The sequence below is a fragment of the Microbacterium sp. S308A+ genome, from assembly GCF_049800815.1.
In the GTDB taxonomy this organism is placed as follows: domain Bacteria; phylum Actinomycetota; class Actinomycetes; order Actinomycetales; family Microbacteriaceae; genus Microbacterium.
Window position 1 is genome coordinate 1,190,387 of record NZ_JBNAFT010000001.1, and the last position, 16,934, is coordinate 1,207,320.

Annotated in this window: 18 protein-coding genes, 1 tRNA gene and 1 pseudogene; 9 read left to right on the forward strand and 11 right to left on the reverse strand. The window is 69.4% G+C overall.

The annotated features are described in order from the left end of the window. Nucleotides 1–125 precede the first annotated feature (125 nt). Nucleotides 126–1,844: a 2-isopropylmalate synthase gene (locus ACP15J_RS05680; RefSeq protein WP_424980892.1), complete on the reverse strand. Its 1,719-nt coding sequence runs from the start codon at nucleotides 1,842–1,844 to the stop codon at nucleotides 126–128. A 336-nt stretch (nucleotides 1,845–2,180) separates the two neighbouring features. On the opposite strand from ACP15J_RS05680, the gene ACP15J_RS05685 reads away from it, so the two are divergent. Both ACP15J_RS05685 and ACP15J_RS05690 read left to right on the forward strand, forming a co-directional pair. After that, nucleotides 2,181–2,915 (forward strand): FadR/GntR family transcriptional regulator, encoded by a 735-nt coding sequence (locus ACP15J_RS05685; protein ID WP_424980853.1) that lies wholly within the window; start codon nucleotides 2,181–2,183, stop codon nucleotides 2,913–2,915. Further along, nucleotides 2,912–3,712, forward strand: a complete 801-nt coding sequence (locus ACP15J_RS05690; RefSeq protein WP_424937331.1) for an ABC transporter ATP-binding protein — start codon at nucleotides 2,912–2,914, stop codon at nucleotides 3,710–3,712. The genes ACP15J_RS05685 and ACP15J_RS05690 overlap by 4 nt, the downstream gene beginning before the upstream one ends. A 39-nt stretch (nucleotides 3,713–3,751) precedes the next feature. Here ACP15J_RS05690 and ACP15J_RS05695 read toward each other — a convergent pair whose 3' ends face one another. Beyond that, nucleotides 3,752–4,297: a DUF1697 domain-containing protein gene (locus ACP15J_RS05695; RefSeq protein ID WP_424937330.1), complete on the reverse strand. Its 546-nt coding sequence runs from the start codon at nucleotides 4,295–4,297 to the stop codon at nucleotides 3,752–3,754. Further along, a complete protein-coding gene (locus ACP15J_RS05700; RefSeq protein ID WP_424937329.1) occupies nucleotides 4,294–4,893 on the reverse strand; it encodes an isochorismatase family protein in 600 nt (199 codons plus the stop codon). The genes ACP15J_RS05695 and ACP15J_RS05700 overlap by 4 nt, the downstream gene beginning before the upstream one ends. 109 nt (nucleotides 4,894–5,002) lie before the next feature. On the opposite strand from ACP15J_RS05700, the gene ACP15J_RS05705 reads away from it, so the two are divergent. The 4 genes from ACP15J_RS05705 to ACP15J_RS05720 all read left to right on the forward strand — a co-directional run bounded on the left by ACP15J_RS05705 (nucleotide 5,003) and on the right by ACP15J_RS05720 (nucleotide 7,945). Beyond that, nucleotides 5,003–5,078 (forward strand) — tRNA-Thr (locus ACP15J_RS05705). A gap of 337 nt (nucleotides 5,079–5,415) precedes the next feature. After that, nucleotides 5,416–5,973, forward strand: coding sequence for a hypothetical protein (locus ACP15J_RS05710; RefSeq protein WP_424937328.1), 558 nt, complete (start codon nucleotides 5,416–5,418; stop codon nucleotides 5,971–5,973). A gap of 286 nt (nucleotides 5,974–6,259) precedes the next feature. Further along, nucleotides 6,260–6,487, forward strand: coding sequence for a glycosyltransferase (locus ACP15J_RS05715; protein ID WP_424980893.1), 228 nt, complete (start codon nucleotides 6,260–6,262; stop codon nucleotides 6,485–6,487). A gap of 564 nt (nucleotides 6,488–7,051) precedes the next feature. After that, nucleotides 7,052–7,945, forward strand: coding sequence for a glycosyltransferase (locus ACP15J_RS05720; RefSeq protein WP_424937327.1), 894 nt, complete (start codon nucleotides 7,052–7,054; stop codon nucleotides 7,943–7,945). Between the two features lie 25 nt (nucleotides 7,946–7,970). Here ACP15J_RS05720 and ACP15J_RS05725 read toward each other — a convergent pair whose 3' ends face one another. The 7 genes and pseudogenes from ACP15J_RS05725 to ACP15J_RS05755 form a co-directional block, all read right to left on the reverse strand. After that, nucleotides 7,971–9,530: an alpha/beta hydrolase gene (locus tag ACP15J_RS05725; protein WP_424937326.1), complete on the reverse strand. Its 1,560-nt coding sequence runs from the start codon at nucleotides 9,528–9,530 to the stop codon at nucleotides 7,971–7,973. Further along, a complete protein-coding gene (locus ACP15J_RS05730; RefSeq protein WP_424937325.1) occupies nucleotides 9,527–10,681 on the reverse strand; it encodes a DNA polymerase III subunit delta' in 1,155 nt (384 codons plus the stop codon). Before ACP15J_RS05730 ends, ACP15J_RS05725 begins: the two co-directional genes overlap by 4 nt. A gap of 42 nt (nucleotides 10,682–10,723) precedes the next feature. Further along, on the reverse strand, nucleotides 10,724–11,347 hold the full coding sequence (gene tmk / locus ACP15J_RS05735) for a dTMP kinase (protein ID WP_424937324.1): 624 nt from the start codon (nucleotides 11,345–11,347) through the stop codon (nucleotides 10,724–10,726). Continuing rightward, complete coding sequence (gene topA, locus ACP15J_RS05740) at nucleotides 11,344–14,127, reverse strand: type I DNA topoisomerase (protein WP_424937323.1); 2,784 nt, start codon at nucleotides 14,125–14,127, stop codon at nucleotides 11,344–11,346. The genes tmk and topA overlap by 4 nt, the downstream gene beginning before the upstream one ends. Before the next feature lie 62 nt (nucleotides 14,128–14,189). Further along, on the reverse strand, nucleotides 14,190–14,531 hold the full coding sequence (locus ACP15J_RS05745) for a hypothetical protein (RefSeq protein WP_424937322.1): 342 nt from the start codon (nucleotides 14,529–14,531) through the stop codon (nucleotides 14,190–14,192). A gap of 139 nt (nucleotides 14,532–14,670) precedes the next feature. After that, nucleotides 14,671–15,153 carry a TadE family type IV pilus minor pilin gene (locus ACP15J_RS05750; protein WP_424937510.1) on the reverse strand — a complete coding sequence of 161 codons (483 nt, stop codon included), beginning with the start codon at nucleotides 15,151–15,153 and terminating at the stop codon, nucleotides 14,671–14,673. A gap of 2 nt (nucleotides 15,154–15,155) precedes the next feature. Beyond that, nucleotides 15,156–15,227, reverse strand: a pseudogene (locus tag ACP15J_RS05755) (DUF4244 domain-containing protein); the annotation flags it as partial. Nucleotides 15,228–15,276: 49 nt separating this feature from the next. On the opposite strand from ACP15J_RS05755, the gene ACP15J_RS05760 reads away from it, so the two are divergent. After that, nucleotides 15,277–15,447, forward strand: a complete 171-nt coding sequence (locus ACP15J_RS05760) for a hypothetical protein (RefSeq protein WP_424937321.1) — start codon at nucleotides 15,277–15,279, stop codon at nucleotides 15,445–15,447. A 29-nt stretch (nucleotides 15,448–15,476) separates the two neighbouring features. Then, the gene (locus ACP15J_RS05765; RefSeq protein ID WP_424937320.1) at nucleotides 15,477–15,797 is read left to right on the forward strand and encodes a hypothetical protein; all 321 of its coding nucleotides are present in this window, start codon (nucleotides 15,477–15,479) and stop codon (nucleotides 15,795–15,797) included. Here the strand turns inward: ACP15J_RS05765 and ACP15J_RS05770 are convergent. Then, a complete protein-coding gene (locus tag ACP15J_RS05770) occupies nucleotides 15,794–16,435 on the reverse strand; it encodes an SOS response-associated peptidase family protein (protein ID WP_424937319.1) in 642 nt (213 codons plus the stop codon). The genes ACP15J_RS05765 and ACP15J_RS05770 overlap by 4 nt on opposite strands. A gap of 48 nt (nucleotides 16,436–16,483) precedes the next feature. Here ACP15J_RS05770 and ACP15J_RS05775 point away from each other — a divergent pair, with 48 nt between their 5' ends. Next, nucleotides 16,484–16,759 carry a hypothetical protein gene (locus ACP15J_RS05775; RefSeq protein WP_424937318.1) on the forward strand — a complete coding sequence of 92 codons (276 nt, stop codon included), beginning with the start codon at nucleotides 16,484–16,486 and terminating at the stop codon, nucleotides 16,757–16,759. Nucleotides 16,760–16,934: the final 175 nt, after the last annotated feature.

Sequence of the window (16,934 nt, forward strand, 5' to 3'; positions counted from 1 at the left end):
CGTCGTGGTCTACGTCCGCTGCGCCTGCTGCCCCGCCCGCCGGGTGGACCTGTGCGGCGAGGACGGGATGCCGCCGTCGGCCGCGAGCCGGGTGGTCGGCGGCATCCCGCCCGTGCCGCGCCGACTCAGCTCGCCGGCGCGGCGGCAGGGCTCGCCAGCACCCCGGCAGGGCTCGCCAGGCCCGCGGCGGTGACCAGGGCGGCGAGCGACGCGCGCAGCACCGATGCGTCGATCCCTGCGGCCCAGCCGGTGCGGTCGCCGCAGCGGTATTCGATCAGCGTGAGCGCGCGGCTGTCGCTGCCGCGCTCCATGCTCGTCTGGTGCAGGCTCAGCACCTCGATCGGCCGGCCGCGGGCGGCGAGCGCCGCGGCGAGCGCCTCGACCGGGCCCACGCCCTCGTGCGCCGACACGACCCGCTCCCCCCGATGCTCCAGCTCGATGCGCACCCGGCCGATGCCGCCCTCCTCCGTCACGTCGTACCCGGCGAGGGACAGCTCCGGGTCCGCGCCAGCCAGGTACGCGGACGCGAAGAGGCCCCAGAGCCCGGCCGCGGTGACCTCGTCCCCCGCCGCGTCCGTGTGCTCCTGGACGTGCCGGGCGAAGTCGATCTGCAGCCGCCGGGGCAGCTCGACGCCGTACTCGGTCTCGAGCAGGTACGCGATGCCGCCCTTGCCCGACTGGGAGTTCACGCGGATCACCGCGTCGTAGCTCCGCCCGATGTCCGCCGGATCCACGGGCAGATAGGGGACGCGCCAGGCGATCTCTCGCTCGCTCCGCCCCTCCGCCACCGCGCGGGCATGGTGTTCGGCGAAGCCCTTCCTGATCGCGTCCTGATGCGTGCCGCTGAACGCCGTGTGCACGAGGTCGCCGACGTAGGGGTGACGAGGGTGCACCTCGATCCGGTTGCAGTACTCGACCACGCGACGGATCTCGTCGATGTCGGAGAAGTCGATCATCGGATCCACGCCCTGCGCATGCAGGTTGAGCGCGAGGGTCGCGATGTCCACGTTCCCGGTCCGCTCCCCGTTGCCGAAGATGCATCCCTCCACCCGCTGCGCGCCGGCGAGCAGAGCGAGCTCGGCGCAGGCGATCCCCGTACCGCGATCGTTGTGCGGGTGCACCGACAGGATCACGCCGTCGCGCCGTGCGAGGTTCTTGTGCATGTGCTCGATCTGATCGGCGTACACGTTGGGCGTGGCGATCTCGACCGTGGCGGGGAGGTTCAGGATCACCGGGCGCTCCGGCGTCGCCTCCCACAGCTCCGTCACCGCATCGCAGATCTCGATGGCGAACTCCGGCTCCGTGGCGTTGAACACCTCGGGGGAGAACTGATATCGAACGTGGGACAAGTGCGCCGTGCGATCGCGGATCTCGCGTGCGCCGTCGAGGATCAGCCTCTTCAGCTCCTCCCGGCCGTGCCCCAGCACCACGTCCCGCCACATCGGGGCGGTCGCGGTGTACATGTGGATCACGACCTCGTTGCGGATCCCCTGGATCGAGTCGACCGTGCGGGCGATGAGGTCGGCACGCGCCGGGGTGAAGACGACGATCGTGACGTCCTCCGGCGCGATGTCGCTCTCGGCGATGAGCCGCACGAAGTCGTAGTCCGTACGCGAGGCGGAGGGGTAGCCGACCTCGATCTCCTTGTAGCCCATCGTGACCATGAGCTCGAAGAAGCGGCGCTTGCGCTCGGGATCCATGGGCTCGGCGAGGGCCTGGTTGCCGTCGCGCAGGTCGACGGGCACCCACAGCGGCGCCGTCCTGAGACGACGGGTCGGCCATTCCCGTTCCCCGAGCGGCACCTCGACCTTGGCGTAGACGTCGGAGTAGCGATGCGACGGCATCTGCGAGCGGCGCTGGCGGTTCCAGACCGGCGCGTCGGCAGGGACCGGGCCCGCGGGCGTGGACAGGGCCGAGTGCGCGGAAAGGGCGGAGTGCCCGGACGGAGCGGACGGCGTGGTGCGGGTGGACGGGGACACAGCGGGGTACGACACGGGTGACCTTCTTCTTCCTGGGATGGCGACTCTCGGCGACACGGACGAGAGCTGACCGGCGCGCGTCGATCCCCCACGGCGGGGAGCCGGTCGGCTAGATCCCGCCGTGGCGGCGAAGAAGAAGGAACGCGCCGGCGAACATGGCTAGACTGTAGCACAACTCCTCAGACAAGCAGAGAGGTCACGATGAGACAGGTGAAGCGCGAGACACTCGCTGACCGGGCGGCGGACCTGCTGCTGGACCGCATCCGCAGCGGCGAATGGGAGCTCGGCGAACGGCTGCCGGGAGAGACGACCCTGGGCCCCCAGCTCGGCGTCGGGCGGTCGACCGTGCGCGAGGCGATCCGTCAGCTCGCCGGCCGCGGCGTGCTCACGAGCCGCCAGGGCGCCGGGGTCTTCGTCACCGCGCTCGACGCCGCCGAGGACTGGGACGTCGTCCTCCGGCACGCCGACATCCTCTCCGTCATCGAGGCCAGGATCGCCATCGAGGGCGAGGCCGCGTCCCTCGCCGCCCAGCGCCGCACGCCGGCCGATCTCCGCGCGATCCGCCGCGCCCTCGCGGCCCGCGCCGCATACGGAGCCCCCGCCGGCGTCGACGACGACCTCGACGGCTACGTCGATGCCGACACCGCCTTCCACCGCAGCGTCGTGGCCGCGGCGCACAATCCGATCCTCCAGGAGCTGTTCGACGGCTTCACCCCGCGCCTCCGCCCCGCGATGGTCGAGATGCTGCGACTCCGGTGGCACGCCGGGAACGGCGTTCCCGCGCGCCGCCCCTCGTCCGCGCATGACGCCGAAGAGGACCAGCTCATGCACGAACGACTCGCGGAGAGCGTCGCGGCACGCGCCTCCGCCGAGGCCGCACGCCTCAGCCGCGAGCACCTCGCCGGCCTCGCGGCCGCGATCGGGGGCGCCGCATGACCGCCGTCCTGGAGCTGCGCGACGTCGTCTTCCGCCGGGAGGGGAGGACGATCCTCCATGGCGTGACCCTGAGGGTCGAGGCCGGGGAGCACTGGGCGCTCCTCGGTCCCAACGGCGCGGGAAAGAGCACGATCCTCGGCTTCTGCGGCGCGCTCGTGCACCCCACCTCCGGCACGGTCGACGTCCTCGGACACCGCTTGGGCCGGGTGGACCTGCAAAGCCTGCGCCGCGATATCGGCCACGTTGACCCGCGTCACGGCCTGCGCTCGCCGCTCACAGTCATGGAGGTCGCGCTCACCGGCCTCACCGGGACCGTCGAGACGCCCCTGCGCTGGCGCCCGACCGACGACGAGGTCGACCGCGCCCGCACTGTGATCGCGAATGTGGGCCTCACCCATCGAGAGACCTCCATCTGGCCGCTCCTCTCGCAGGGCGAGCGAGGCCGGGCGCTGATCGCCCGCGCGCTCATCGCCGAGCCCCGGCTCCTGCTGCTCGACGAGCCCACCACCGGTCTCGATGTCGCAGCGCGAGAGCAGTTCCTGGAGACGATCGACGCGCTGAGCGTCCGCGAGCCGGACCTGGCGACGATCCTCGTCACCCACCACCTCGAGGAGCTCCCGGAGAGCACCACGCACGCGCTCGTGATCACGGACGGCACGATCGTCGCCGCCGGAGCCGCCAGGGATGTGGTGACCACTGAGACCATCTCGGCCGCGTTCGCACACCCCATCGCGGTCGCGCACGACGATGGCCGGTGGTCGGCGAGGGCGGTGCGTCCGGAGCCGGCCGTCGGATAGCGCTCATCTCGCCGGGCGGGATGCGGCCTTCGCGGACGATCAGGCCGTGAGCTCGACGAGCTTTCGGAGCGTCCGAAGATTGCGCGCGGTCCCGGGAACGCCCAGGGCGCGGTCGAAGACGGGCGTCGTGAGCCTGGTCGTGTGCACGCCACCCTCCGCATAGTCGATCCAGAGGTCCGTTCCGCGCACGGCGATTCGCTCCCCCGGCCCGAGCCGTTCGGTCAGCGCCCCCACCCCGCCCTCGCGCGGCTCTCCGGCGAGGAACATCACGTGCAGGAGCTTGTCGGCCGCCGCATCGGGAAACGGGTTCTCGGCCAGGGCCGCAGTGAGCTGGGCATGTGTGCGCAGGATCGCCGGCGTATCAACGCCGAACTCCTCCGCGATGAGAGCGCGTACGGCGAGGAGCGCCGCACCGGCGTCGTCGGGGACGTCCACGACCACGTTGCCGCTCGCGATGTAGGTCGACACACCGGTGAGCCCGACGCGCTCAGCGAGCAGGGCCCGCAGCTCGGCCATCGGCACGCGGTTGCGACCGCTCACGTTCACGGCACGGAGCAGGATGACGCCTCGCACGGTCTCGCTCATCCCTCGCTCGCCGGGAACGCGTCCGCGCTCTCGATCAGCACCGCGCCCGCATGGGCGAGCTCTGCGAGCGCCGCCGCGCTCGGTCCCTCCGCAACGCCCGCGACGAGATCGGTGAGAACCCGGACGCGGAGCCCGTGTGCGATGGCGTCGAGCGCCGAGGCCCGGACGCAGTGGTCGGTCGCGATTCCCGCGACGTCGACGTCGAGGACACCACGGCGGGAGAGGATCTCCGCCACGCTCGACCCGTCCTCCGCCGTTCCCTCGAACATCGAGTACGCCGGCCTTCCCTGCCCTTTCCGGACATGGTCGGTCACCGCCGCTGTGATCAGGAGCGGGTCGTACTCCGCACCCGCCGTCCCGGCGACGCAGTGGACCGGCCAGGTGTCCACGTAGTCCGGTTCCGCAGCGAAGTGACCGCCGTTGTCCCCCTCGGCGTCATGCCAGTCGCGCGAGGCGACCACGGTGCGATAGACGCCGGGATGCGCGGTGAGAAAGGCCGAGATCCCGGCAGCCACGGCATCGCCGCCGGTCACGGCGAGCGCACCGCCCTCGGTGAAGTCGTTCTGCACGTCGACGATGAGGAGCGCCCTGGTCATGCTCCGAGCGTACGCCGCCACGCGCCGTCCGGAGCGGTTTCGCACGATCCCCGGGGACAGGGTAAGATCGTTCATCGTGCGGTCCGCCGCACGTGCCGGCCACCGGCACGCCGCCTTAGCTCAGACGGCAGAGCGATTCACTCGTAATGAATAGGTCAAGGGTTCGATTCCCTTAGGCGGCTCCACCGAGAAAGCCCGGTCAGGACGGAGATCCTGACCGGGCTTCTTTCGTTCGGCAGTGATCGCAGGCAGCATCGCACTCACCTCGCCTTCAGACGTCCGTCGCCACCCCTCCGTTGACCTCTCTCGTCACGACGGATTCGGCATGCACACCGGGGGCACGGTTGCAACTCATGGATACAGAAATTGCAACCGCTGTTTGACGCCGATACACCGGATTTCTAGCGTGAAGGCGATTCGTTCATCTGCCGTCATTAGGCGGATATCTCCAGGCGGGACCTCTGGGAGGAGACGCCCCCCTCGCCTGAGACATGCGATCCATCTGACATGAAGGGATTTTCGATGAACCCACCCGACTCCGGTCAGCAGATCCGTCGGCGAACGATCGTTCACGGGGTGGCTTGGACCATCCCTGCAATCGCGGCCGCCGTCGCTGTCCCCAGCGCCTCCGCATCAACGTGCACACCCAAGCGGGTTCAGATCGACTGGAGCGCCTTTACCCGTACGGACGTAAACTCAGGCACGGGGATCGGAGCGGACGAAGAGGGGACCCCCTATCCCTTCCAGGTCTCCGTGCGGCATGGCAGAGCAGTGCAGGCCGCGTCGAGCAACCTGAACGTCTGGGGGAAGAACACCTCGAACGCGATGGTGAACCTCACCTCCCTTCTCTCCGATCCGAGCTACGCCACCACCGGAGACGGGCTTCTCTCCGACTACTATTCGATTCTCACCGTCAATTTCCTCCGGCCCGTCACGGCTGTGAGCTTCACGGTATGGGACGTCGATTCTTCCAGCAGCAAGACGGATCGCTATACCGAGCACGTGAGCACCAGCCCCAAGGCCACGCGCGAGACCGCGGGGAGCGGATTGCGGAGAACAGGACCGACCAACCTCTGGTAGTCCCCATCCGACGACACCAGAGGGGACGTGGACACTCTGGACAAGAAACATTCCGTGGCATATCAGATGGACACCCAGGTCAGCTCTGTCGAGATCTGGATGTGCCGCAAGATGCAGAGCATGGGAGGCGGGGGAGTGGGGATCTCAAACATGACCTTCACCACTGTCTGCAGCGATTGACCTCTCTGCACGCCCTGTCGTCAGAGGCCGACCGACCCGGCCCCTGATCCTCACACGCTTCAGCGTTCGGTTCCTGGAGGACCAGCCCCCGCATCAGGACGACTGGCTGGAGTATCGGCTGAGCTTCTTCAAGGAGGCGACGCTGGCGTCGATCCGCGCGCAGAGCGTGCTCCCGACCGCCTGGCTCGTCTTCCTCGACGACCAGGCGCCGGACTGGCTGCGCGACGAGATGAGCGCGCTGAGCGAGGAGAACAGGTTTCTTAAGAGCGCCCCGACGCGTAGGGTCGGGGCGCTCTTGCTGCTCAGGCGGACACCTCAGGACCGCCTGCTATGAAAGCGGACGGACCGGGGCGCGATAGTAGAGGCCGCGTATGGAGGTCAGGTTCCCGTCCAGGCGGCAGCGGAAAGCGGCGACCGCCTGGTCGATCGCCGCGCGGAGATCGAGGGAGCCGTTTGCGGCCGGTGCATGCACGGTGAAAACGACACCGGATGTCTCGGCCCCGTCGCGGAAGAGGTTCACCTCGTAGGTACCGGTCTGCCGTGAGTCTCTCGATGCGGGATGGGGGTGAACGACGATCACGTCCGTGTACGCCGATGCTTCACGTTGTGTTGTTGCTTGCACTGCTCTCACCTCCACGGCGGGAGCGCCATCGCCGGATCGGATGTGACCATCGCACCCGCCAACTCCCCCGAGGCTACGCCTGCATCTCGCGAAATCGTTGCGATGAAGGCGAACTCCCAGGTACGGCGATGGACCTCGGCGCGTTCCGCACCGGGGAGAAAGGGGCGCCACCATCGACCGGGACGACGCGAATGACAGCCGACACGACAGCAGCCCTCCGACGACGCCCCGGGACGGTGCGCCGTCGTCGCAGGTCGTCCGCTCTACGATGTCCTCATGGAGATGCCGGAGCACGTGATCCTCACTCGCTTCAGCGTTCGGTTCCTGGACGACCAGCCCCCGCATCAGGACGACTGGCTGGAGTATCGCCTGAGCTTCTTCAAGGAGGCGACGCTGGCGTCGATCCGCGCGCAGAGCGTGCTCCCGACCGCCTGGCTCGTCTTCCTCGACGACCAGGCGCCCGACTGGCTGCGCGACGAGATGAGCACGCTGAGCGAGGAGAACGGGTTTCTCGTGCCGACGTACGTGTCGGGCCCGTTCACCGCGAACGCCGCCCGGGACGCGATCGACGCCCTCCCCCTCCGCGGAGGACACCTCCTCACGACGCGTCTCGACAGCGACGACGCCCTAGGGATCCGGTTCGTGGAGAAGGTCGGCGCGCACGCGCACGGACAGATCGCCGCGGGCCTCTCCCCCGACGGGCTCTACCTCAACGCGACGCGCGGACTGCAGCTCGACCGCCGAGGGCTGGTGTTCCAGCTCGACTACAGCAGCAACGCCTTCATCAGCTACCTCGAACACCGCGAGCCCGGCGCTCCCCTCCGTACCGTCCTGCAAGACGGCAGGCACGCGAACGCACACCGCCACGCACCTGTCCTCGCATTCCAGGACGAACCGCTGTGGCTCCAGATCGTGCACGGCTCCAACCTCGCCAACTCCATCACCGGACGTCGGGTCGCGAACTCCCGTCTCCCCCGCTCCTTCGCGATCGAGCTGCCGCACGGAGAGGACGTCGGCACGATCTCGCTCGCACATCAGACCCTGACCGAGGACCTCCGTCGGCTACGCCGATGGGTCAGCGAGCCATGGCTTATCAAGGAGTACATGGCCGGGCGGCTCGAACGTCTCCGCGGGACCCGCGTCCGCCCGCGTCGCGTGCCGCGACGCTAGCGCGGGACCGACAAGGTCCTCTGGGCTACTCGCAGCGCAGGCCGCTCTGCGGCACGACGCCGCTGAGCAGGAAGTCCTCCACCGCGTCGTCCACGCAGTCGCTGCCCTTGTTGTATCCGGTGTGCCCCTCGCCGACACGGGTGACGAGCACTCCGCTCTCCAGCTGATCGGCCAGGGAGACCGACCAGTCATAGGGCGTCGCCGGGTCGTTGGTGGTGCCGATCACGAGAATGGGGTCTGCGCCCTTGGCGGCGATCGGCCCCCGCACGCCGGTCGGCGGATACGGCCACACCACGCAGGGGTCGGCGCCCTCCCAGTACGGAGCGATCGTCGGGGCACCCGCGGCGACCTTCGCCTTCGCGGCCTGCTCCGCCGCCGGGTCGTCCTCCGCCGGGTAGTCCATGCAGTTATAGGCGCGGAACGCCTCGGCGGAGTTGTCGATGTACTCCCCCTGCTCCCTGCCGTTGTAGAAGTCGGCAAGGAAGAACGCGGTGCTCGGATCCCCGGCGAGAGCGTTGGCGAGCGCCTGCGTGAGATAGCTCCAGCTGTCCCGCGAGTACAGCGCCGAGATGATCGCCGTCATCAGCGTGTCGGCGCCCAGTGTACGTCCGTCGCCGTTCTCCAGCGGCATGCGATCGACGCTTGCGAGCAGCGCGCCGATGTCACGCATCCCGTCATCGACCGTGCCCGAGAACGGGCACCCCTTGTCGTCGAGGCAGCTCTGCATGTAGGCCCTCAGCGCGGATTCGAATCCCAGCGCCTGCGTCGTGCCGACGTCGGCGCCGGAGACCGACGGATCGATCGCGCCGTCGAGCACCAGACGACCTGCCCGATCCGGGAGCAGCTCCGCGTAGGTCGCGCCCAGGAACGTCCCATAGGAATAGCCGAGGTAATTGAGCTTCTTGTCTCCCAGGACTCCGCGGAGGAGGTCCATGTCGCGGGCCGAGTTCACGGTGGTGATGTAGGGCAGGATCCCCTCGCTGTTGCGCTCGCAGGCATCGGCGAACCTCTGGTTCGCGGCCTCCTGCGCGGCCTCGCGCTCGTCGCTGCCTCGCGCGCCGGCGGGGATGTCGTAGAAGTAGGCGTCCTTCTCCGCGTCGTCGAGGCAGGTGACGGCCGTGGACTCGCCGACCCCACGAGGATCGAAGCCGACGACGTCGTACCTCTCGATGATCTCCGGCCCGACGGCGTAGTCGAGACTCTCCTTCACGAAGCTCACGCCGCTCGCACCAGGACCACCGGGGTTGACCAGAAGAGAGCCCAGCGGATCCTCGGACGACGGGCTCCGGACCACCGCGAGGGCGATGTCCTTGCCGGAGGACGGATTCTCCCAGTCCAGCGGGGCGCGCACGTCAGCGCATTGCAGGCCTCTTCCGCACGCCGACCAGTCGAGCTCCTGTGAGTAGTAGGGCAGGAGCTCCTCCGAGACGCCGCTGGTGTCCGGCTCGGCGGTGCGCACCGGCTGCGAGCTGGACGAGGGCGGGATCATCGAGTAAAGACAGCCCGACAGGGTCAGCGAGGCCACGGCGAGGCCGGCGACGGTGGCGGTGATGCGGCGGAGACGGCGGGTCGATCGGTTGTTCACGGTGTCCTCCCACTCGCGACGGTCACGAGCAAGCTCTCGAGGGCGAGGGTCGGTGCGACGTTCCGCTCCAGCGCTTCCCGCGTCTCCGCGAGATGGTCGAGCACGTCCAGCGTACGCGCCGGGGACCACACCGAGGCGAGGGCCGCGAGCTCGGCGGCGAGCTCGCTGTTGATGAGGGCGCCGGGACGGTCGAACTGGAGCATCACGACGTCACGGAAAAGGGACTGCAGATCGGTGAGCACCCGGTCGATCCCGTCGCGCAGACTGCGCGTGGCGCGCTTGCGCTGGTCGTCCTCCAAGGCCGAGATCTGCGCACGCAGAGCCGGCGGGACCGGCTGTCCCTCGGCGATGCCGACCGTGCGCAGCAGCGTCCGGCGTTCGGTTTCATCGCGCTCCGCGGTGAGCGCCTTCGCATCCTCGGTCGCGACCTGGACGATACGTCCCGCGACCTCGACCGCGTCGCCGACGCCGCGGACGCCCAGCACCGCGCGCAGCGTCTCTTCGCGACGGGTCCTGGCCCTGTCGTCGGTCGCCAGCCGCTGCGCCATGCCGATGTGCCGCTGGGCGTGACGCGCGGCCTGCTCCGCGATCGCGGGGTCCGCCCCGGTCCGGTGCACGATGAGCCGGGCGACATCGTCGACGTCGGGCTCGCGCAGCCGCAGCGAGCGCACACGGGAGCGGATGGTAGGGAGCAGATCGGCCTCGCTCGGGGCGCAGAGGATCCATACCGTCCGTTCGGGCGGCTCCTCCAGCGCCTTCAGCAGGACGTTCGAGGTGCGCTCGACCATACGGTCGGCGTCCTCCACGACGATGACGCGATAGCGCCCGGCGGAGGGCGCGAAATAGGAGCGCTCCACGAGAGCGCGCGCCTCGGCGATCGTGATGATCACCTTGTCGGTCCGCAGAGCGGTCACGTCGGGATGGGTGCGAGCCAGCACCTGACGCATCGTCGCCTCGTCCTCTGGACCCTCGGCGATGAGCGCGGCCGCGAAGGCGTAGGCGAGGGTGGAGCGACCTGATCCGGGCGGCCCCGTGATCAGCCAGGCGTGTGTGAGCGCCCCGGGGTCGGCCGCCGCCTCCTGCAGGGTGCGCACGGCGTCACCCTGGCCCCACACGTCCGCCCAGGGGAAGGGGGCGATGGCGGCGGTCATCCTCTCACCCTAGCCTCGGGGAGCGACACGGCGACGCCGCGCTCAGCCTTGCAACGCGCGGACACGCGCGCGGACGTCGGCGGCGAGGTCCTCGGGCGCACGGGTCGCGTCGAGGACGAGGAAACGCTCCGGCTCGGCGGCGGCGAGGGCGAGGTACGCCGCGCGCACACGGCCATGGAACTCCTCCCGTTCGGACTCGAGCCGGTCGAACGGCTTGTCGTCGGAGTCCAGCCGGACCCGCGCGGTCGCCGGATCGATGTCCAGGAGCACGGTCAGATCGGGCAACGCGCCTTCCGCGGCCCAGAGCGAGAGGCTGCGCACCTCCTCGGCGTCCAGCACTCGCCCTGCGCCCTGGTAGGCGACGGAGGAGTCGAGATAGCGGTCCTGTATCACGACCGTCCCCTGTGCCAGTGCAGGGCGGACCACGGTCGCGACGTGATGCGCACGGTCGGCCGCATACAACAGCGCCTCGGAACGCGGGGCGATGTCGCCGCGATGGTGCAGGACGATGTCACGGATGAGGCGCCCGACCTCCGATCCTCCCGGCTCCCGCGTGTGCAGGACGCCATACCCCTCCGCGTCGAGCCACTCCGCGAGAAGCGCGGCCTGGGTCGTCTTCCCCGCGCCGTCACCGCCTTCGAGGGTGATCCAGAGGCCTCCGGTCACGAATCGGTCTTCTTCGTGCGAGCGGACGCCTTCTTCGCGGCAGCGGTCTTCGTCGCGGCCTTCTTCGTCGTGGTCTTCTTCGCCGCCGTCTTGACCGGCTCCTTCTTCGCCGCCGTCGACCGGCCGCGCTTCGTGGCCGGTCCCTTCGCGCGCTTGTCGGCGAGCATCTGGACGGCACGCTCGAAGGTGACGTCCTCCGGCTTCTCCCCGCGCGGGATCGTGACGTTGGTCTCCCCGTCGGTGACGTAAGGACCGAACCTTCCGTCGCGGATCCGGATCGGCTTGCCGCTCACCGGATCGGCGTCGAACTCGGCGAGCGCGCTCGAGGCCCGGCGAGCGCCGTATTTCGGCTGCGCGTAGAGGGCGATCGCCTCCTCGAGCGTGACGTCGAAGATCTGCTGCTCGCTCTCCAGCGAGCGCGAGTCAGCCCCCTTCTTGAGGTAGGGCCCGAACCGTCCGTTCTGCGCGGTGATCTCCTCGCCCGACTCCGGGTCGACGCCGACCGTGCGTGGGAGGCTCAGCAGCCTCAGCGCGGTGTCGAGATCGATCGTCTCGACCGACATCGACCGGAAGAGCGACGCGGTCCGCGGCTTGGGGGCGTCCTTCTTCGCCGTGCGCTTCTTCGGGGCCGGCGCGTCGACGACCTCTCCCGTCGCCTCGTCCACCATCGCCTCGGCCGACTCCTCGGCCGGGTCGTTCTCCTGGACATACGGGCCGAAACGGCCGTCCTTGACCACCACGACCTTGCCGTTCTCCGGGTTCTCGCCGAGAACGCGGTCACCGGCGACCGGGGCGTCGATGAGCTCCTGCGCCTTGGCGGCGGTGAGCTCGTCGGGCGCCAGGTCTTCGGGGACGTTGACGATCCGCGGCTTCGCCTCCGGATCGGCGGGATCGATCACCTCGAGGTAGGGGCCGTACTTCCCGAAACGGAGCGTGGCCGTGTCGGTGATCCGGGTGGAGTTGAGCGCACGCGCATCGATCTCACCGAGAGCGTCGACGATCTGCCGCAGCCCCACGTGCACGTCGGAGCCGAAGTAGAACGAGCGAAGCCACTCGACCCGGTTCTGCTCCCCGCGGGCGATCGCGTCGAGATCGTCCTCGAGCGAGGCGGTGAAGTCGTAGTCGATGAGCTCGGCGAAATGCTCCTCCATGAGACGCACCACGCTGAACGCCAGCCACGTCGGCACGAGCGCCTGGCCCCGCTTGGTGGCATAGCCGCGGTCCATGACCGTGCTCGGGATGGTCGCGAAGGTCGAAGGACGGCCGATGCCGTACTCCTCCAGCGCCTTCACCAGCGACGCCTCGGTGTACCGCGGTTTGGGCGTGGTCCGATGCTCTTTGGCCTCGGCGTCCGACAGGCCCACCTCATCGCCGACGGTCACCACAGGGAGAGACTGGTTCTCTGCGGCGTCGGCGTCGCCGCGCTTCTCGTCCCGTCCCTCCTCGTACGCCTCCAGGAAGCCCTTGAAGGTGTAGACGGTGCCGGAAGCGGTGAACTCCGCCGACCGGCCGTCGGCGTCGACCGCGATCGTCACGGTCGTCGTCTCGTACTTCGCGTCCGACATCTGGCTCGCGACCGTCCGCTTCCAGATGAGGTCGTAGAGCCGCTGCTCCTCGCGATCGAGCTCGGCGGACACCGATGACGGCGTGCGGAACTCCTCGCCCGAGGGGCGGATCGCCTCGTGCGCCTCCTGCGCGTTCTTGCTCTTGCTCTTGTAGACGCGGGGCTTCAGCGGCACAGCGGCGTCGCCATACAGCGCGACCGCCTGCGACCGGGCCGCCTGCACCGCCTGGGTGCTCAGCGCGGTCGAGTCGGTGCGCATATAGGTGATGTACCCCTTCTCGTACAGGCGCTGGGCGACGCTCATCGCCTGCTTCGCGCTCATCGAGAGCTTGCGCCCTGCCTCCTGCTGCAGCGTGGAGGTGGTGAAAGGAGCATAGGGGCTGCGGGTCCCCGGCTTCGCCTCGACCTTGGACACCGTCCCCGTGCCCGCGGCCTCGACCGCTCTGGCCAAGCCCTCGGCGGCCTGCGCGTCGAGGACGACGACAGCCTTCTTGAGCTTGCCGGCGTCGTCGAAGTCCGATCCGCGCGCCAGCGATCCTCCGTCGAGGCGGACGAGCCGCACCCGGAAGGAAGAGCCCGAGGCCGCGGCCTGCGCGTCCACGTCCCAGTACTCGGCCGAGACGAACGCCATCCGCTCCCGCTCGCGGTCGACGATCATTCGCGTCGCCGCGGACTGCACGCGGCCGGCCGACAGACCGGACTTGACCTTGTACCAGAGCACGGGAGAGACGTCCCAGCCGTACAGGCGGTCGAGGATGCGCCGGGTCTCCTGAGCGTCGACGAGGGCGTGGTCGAGCTCTCGGGTGTTGCCAACCGCGGCCTGGATCGCGTCCTTGGTGATCTCATGGAACACCATCCGTCGCACCGGGACCTTCGGCTTCAGGGTCTCCAGGAGGTGCCAGGCGATCGCCTCGCCCTCGCGGTCCTCATCGGTGGCGAGCAGGAGCTCGTCGGCGCTCTTCAGGGCGCGCTTGAGCTCGGCGACGGTCTTCGTCTTGCGGTCGCTCACCACGTAGTACGGATCGAAGTCGTTCTCGACGTCGATCGAGTACTTCCCGTAGGCCTTCTTGTCGGCCGCCGGGATGTCCTTCTTGTCCGCGAGATCGCGGATGTGACCGACCGAGCTGAGCACCTCGTACCCGTCGCCGAGATATCCCTGGATCGACCTCATCTTGGTCGGGGACTCGACGATGACGAGCTTCTTGCCTTGCGCCAAGGGTGCGTCCTTTCTTCGAAGCACACCATACACACCGCGATGGAGAGGATGTCCAGCGCGGTTCAGCCGTCGTCCGCAGCGATCTCGGGAGGACCGGCTCGGGATCGGGCGACAGCCGCCATTCCAGCGTACGCCGCGGAAACCTGCACGTTCGCCACCTGTTCGTCCACAGCGCACTCGTCGAGATGGGCGTGCATGGCCGCGGCGACCCGGCTCGCCACCGCGCAGGGCTCGTCGACGACGGCCACCGCGCCGGAAGCCGCATCTGCCGCGGCGAGCGCCGCCGCGTCCGCCGCTCCGGCCACGCGCTGCGCCGTGCCGGCTGCCCCCGCCAGCATCGCCGCGCCCAGAGCCATCGCCGCGGCAGCTCCCATGATCGCCGCCGCGATCGGAGTTCCCGCCATCAGCGGCCCCTCCTCTCCTGGATCCCAGACGACGGTCCCCGCCCCTTCGTCGTTCCGCTGGTCGTCGACCGGCCACAGGTGCCCGTGCGTCCGCTGCCTCTCGCCCTCTCCCCCGTCATCGCTTCGACGCCTTTCGGGTTCATCGGCCGCCGTCCAGCGCGCAGGCCTCGGCCCGGAGAGGCAGGACGAGCCGGCCTGCGAGCGAGACCTCGGCATGCGCGATGGCGCAGACCAGGCCGTCTCCGCGCCGAACGCCGACCTCGGCCCCCGGCTCCACCCGCCGGACGACCGCGCTCGCGACTCCCTCGCCTTCTCCCCGCCCGAGCAGACGAGCGGCATCGGAGGCCGTGTCCTGCAACGCGACCTGACGCATGCCGGCCCCGGCGACGCCCACGCCGAGCAGCAGGACCAGCACGACCGCCGGCAGAGCGACAGCGAGCTCTGCGGCCGCAGATCCGGAGTCCCCTCCCTCTCCCGCCGCTGGCCGAGAGCCGGCGAAGGCCGACGACCGGGCGCAGCCCGAGGCAGACGACGGCGCGCGGCCCCAGGCCGGCCCCCTGGGGCGGGCCCACCGCCTCAGCGACCGCCTCAGGCACGGGGCGAGCGCGCTCCCGACGAACATGCTCACGCGACGGTCAAGGCCCTGCGGACGAGGTCGGTCAGGATTCCTCGCACCTCATCGGACCGCATGATGACCGTCTCCCGATCATGACCGACAAGCTCGCCGAGCTCCTACGATATCTGGATGACTGATCTCGAGGCCGCCTGGTTCGATGCGGCGACGTGTGAGCCCTGTGGGGTCGTGCTCCGGGATCACGAGGGCGGGCTGCGGTGCCCGTCGTGCGGCATGGTCATCCCGGCGCCGGAGGTGGTGCAGCCGGTTTTCGATGGGCCGGACATCGACGACTGGCGGTGATGTCGGCGCCCGGGTGTACCGTCCTGGGCATGCGTTCTCGTTCCGGCTCTCTCGACCCCGACGTCGCCCTCGGCATCAAGATCGGCGCCACGATCAGCCGTGACCGCTACGAAACGGACCCCGCCGAGATACAGCGGATCATCGATGACATCTACAGGATCGCCGGTGATCGGCTCGACATCCTCGCGCACGAAGTCGGATTGTTCATCGGCGCTTACGAGGACGAGCACACGCTCACGTTGACGACCGCGCTCAGGAAGCTCCCTCTCGACATGGCTGACGCGATCGCCCTCGGTGCGTACCGACGCAGCGTCCCCATGCACAGCAGTGCCGGCCACGACCGGGACTAGAGCAGCGTCGGTGTCGTCCCACCCTGCGGGGTTGCGATGACGCGCTCAGCGAGCGGCTGGGCGGCGGCGGTCGCCGCGTCGATCATCTCCCCAGCGGGGGCGTCCGAGGTCAGCCACTCGTCTGTGAAGCCGGGCGGGATGAGGAGGGGCATGCGGTCGTGGACGTCGGCGATGTGCTCGGCGGCGGGCTGCATGACGAGGCTGTAGCAGGTGAAGGTCGCGCCGTCGGCGGTGACGCCGGGGCGGATCACGGCGGCCATGCCGAGCAGCTCGTCACCGGGCAGGGAGAGGTGGTGCCAGATCTTCTGTGGTTTCTGCATCTCTCGCCAGTACGACGCCGGGACGATCGCCCGCGCCGGCAGCGGCCCGGATCCGCTCGCGAGTCTCTCCGAGCGGGTGTTGATCGACGGGAATCGCGCGGTCGCGCCGCCGACGAGGTACCCCCACCACGCCATCTCGAGGTGGCTCGTGGACGTGAAGATCGGGTTCAGGTTCCGCATCCGGACCCCGGTCGGCAGCAGCGTCTCGCCGTGGTTCCCTTCCGCCCAGGAGCGGAGCCCGTCGAGGATCGCGGCATCCATCAGCGCCTGGTATTCCTTGTCGTCGTACCTCGGGTCGAGCCCATACGAAGCGCACATGCGGTGCATCGTACGCCGCATGTCCGACACCGGCTCTACCCTGGGGTCATGCTCATCGGTCTGATCCGTCCCCGCGAGACCCGCACGATCCCCGTGCAGGGGCACGAGCTCGACGAGCTCCAGGACAAGATCGCGGCGGAGACCCCGCCCGGGTGGGAGACGATCTCCGCCCCGGTGTCCATGTCGAAACGCGACACGACCCTTACCGCGGAGGGGACGATCGCACGCCGGGACGGGCTGGAGGAGATCGAGGCGGAGGACATGGACGGGATCCTCGCGAAGGTCCCCGAGGGGTATCAGCTCCTCTCCGTCCGTAGGGTGTGAGTGTTGGCTAGCTAGACTGGACGGCACCCGTCGCCCCTCGCCTCCAGGAGCATGCGTGACCACGCCTCGCACACCCGCAGAACACGTTCCCGACTCGGTCGCCAATGCGATCGCGACTCCGGAGAAGGAGCAGCCCTACGCGGCGCTGGGCCTCAAGGAGGACGAGTACGCGAGA

Coding starts and splice junctions, on each gene's coding strand:
- ACP15J_RS05775 (WP_424937318.1), top strand. CDS start 16,484: ATGCTCATCGGTCTGATCCGTCCCCGCGAGACCCGCACGATCCCCGTG.
- ACP15J_RS05745 (WP_424937322.1), bottom strand. CDS start 14,531: ATGGCGGGAACTCCGATCGCGGCGGCGATCATGGGAGCTGCCGCGGCG.
- ACP15J_RS05750 (WP_424937510.1), bottom strand. CDS start 15,153: ATGTTCGTCGGGAGCGCGCTCGCCCCGTGCCTGAGGCGGTCGCTGAGG.
- ACP15J_RS05685 (WP_424980853.1), top strand. CDS start 2,181: ATGAGACAGGTGAAGCGCGAGACACTCGCTGACCGGGCGGCGGACCTG.
- ACP15J_RS05680 (WP_424980892.1), bottom strand. CDS start 1,844: ATGCCGTCGCATCGCTACTCCGACGTCTACGCCAAGGTCGAGGTGCCG.
- ACP15J_RS05720 (WP_424937327.1), top strand. CDS start 7,052: ATGGAGATGCCGGAGCACGTGATCCTCACTCGCTTCAGCGTTCGGTTC.
- ACP15J_RS05770 (WP_424937319.1), bottom strand. CDS start 16,435: ATGTGCGCTTCGTATGGGCTCGACCCGAGGTACGACGACAAGGAATAC.
- ACP15J_RS05700 (WP_424937329.1), bottom strand. CDS start 4,893: ATGACCAGGGCGCTCCTCATCGTCGACGTGCAGAACGACTTCACCGAG.
- ACP15J_RS05710 (WP_424937328.1), top strand. CDS start 5,416: ATGAACCCACCCGACTCCGGTCAGCAGATCCGTCGGCGAACGATCGTT.
- ACP15J_RS05760 (WP_424937321.1), top strand. CDS start 15,277: ATGACTGATCTCGAGGCCGCCTGGTTCGATGCGGCGACGTGTGAGCCC.
- ACP15J_RS05765 (WP_424937320.1), top strand. CDS start 15,477: ATGCGTTCTCGTTCCGGCTCTCTCGACCCCGACGTCGCCCTCGGCATC.
- ACP15J_RS05730 (WP_424937325.1), bottom strand. CDS start 10,681: ATGACCGCCGCCATCGCCCCCTTCCCCTGGGCGGACGTGTGGGGCCAG.
- ACP15J_RS05695 (WP_424937330.1), bottom strand. CDS start 4,297: ATGAGCGAGACCGTGCGAGGCGTCATCCTGCTCCGTGCCGTGAACGTG.
- ACP15J_RS05690 (WP_424937331.1), top strand. CDS start 2,912: ATGACCGCCGTCCTGGAGCTGCGCGACGTCGTCTTCCGCCGGGAGGGG.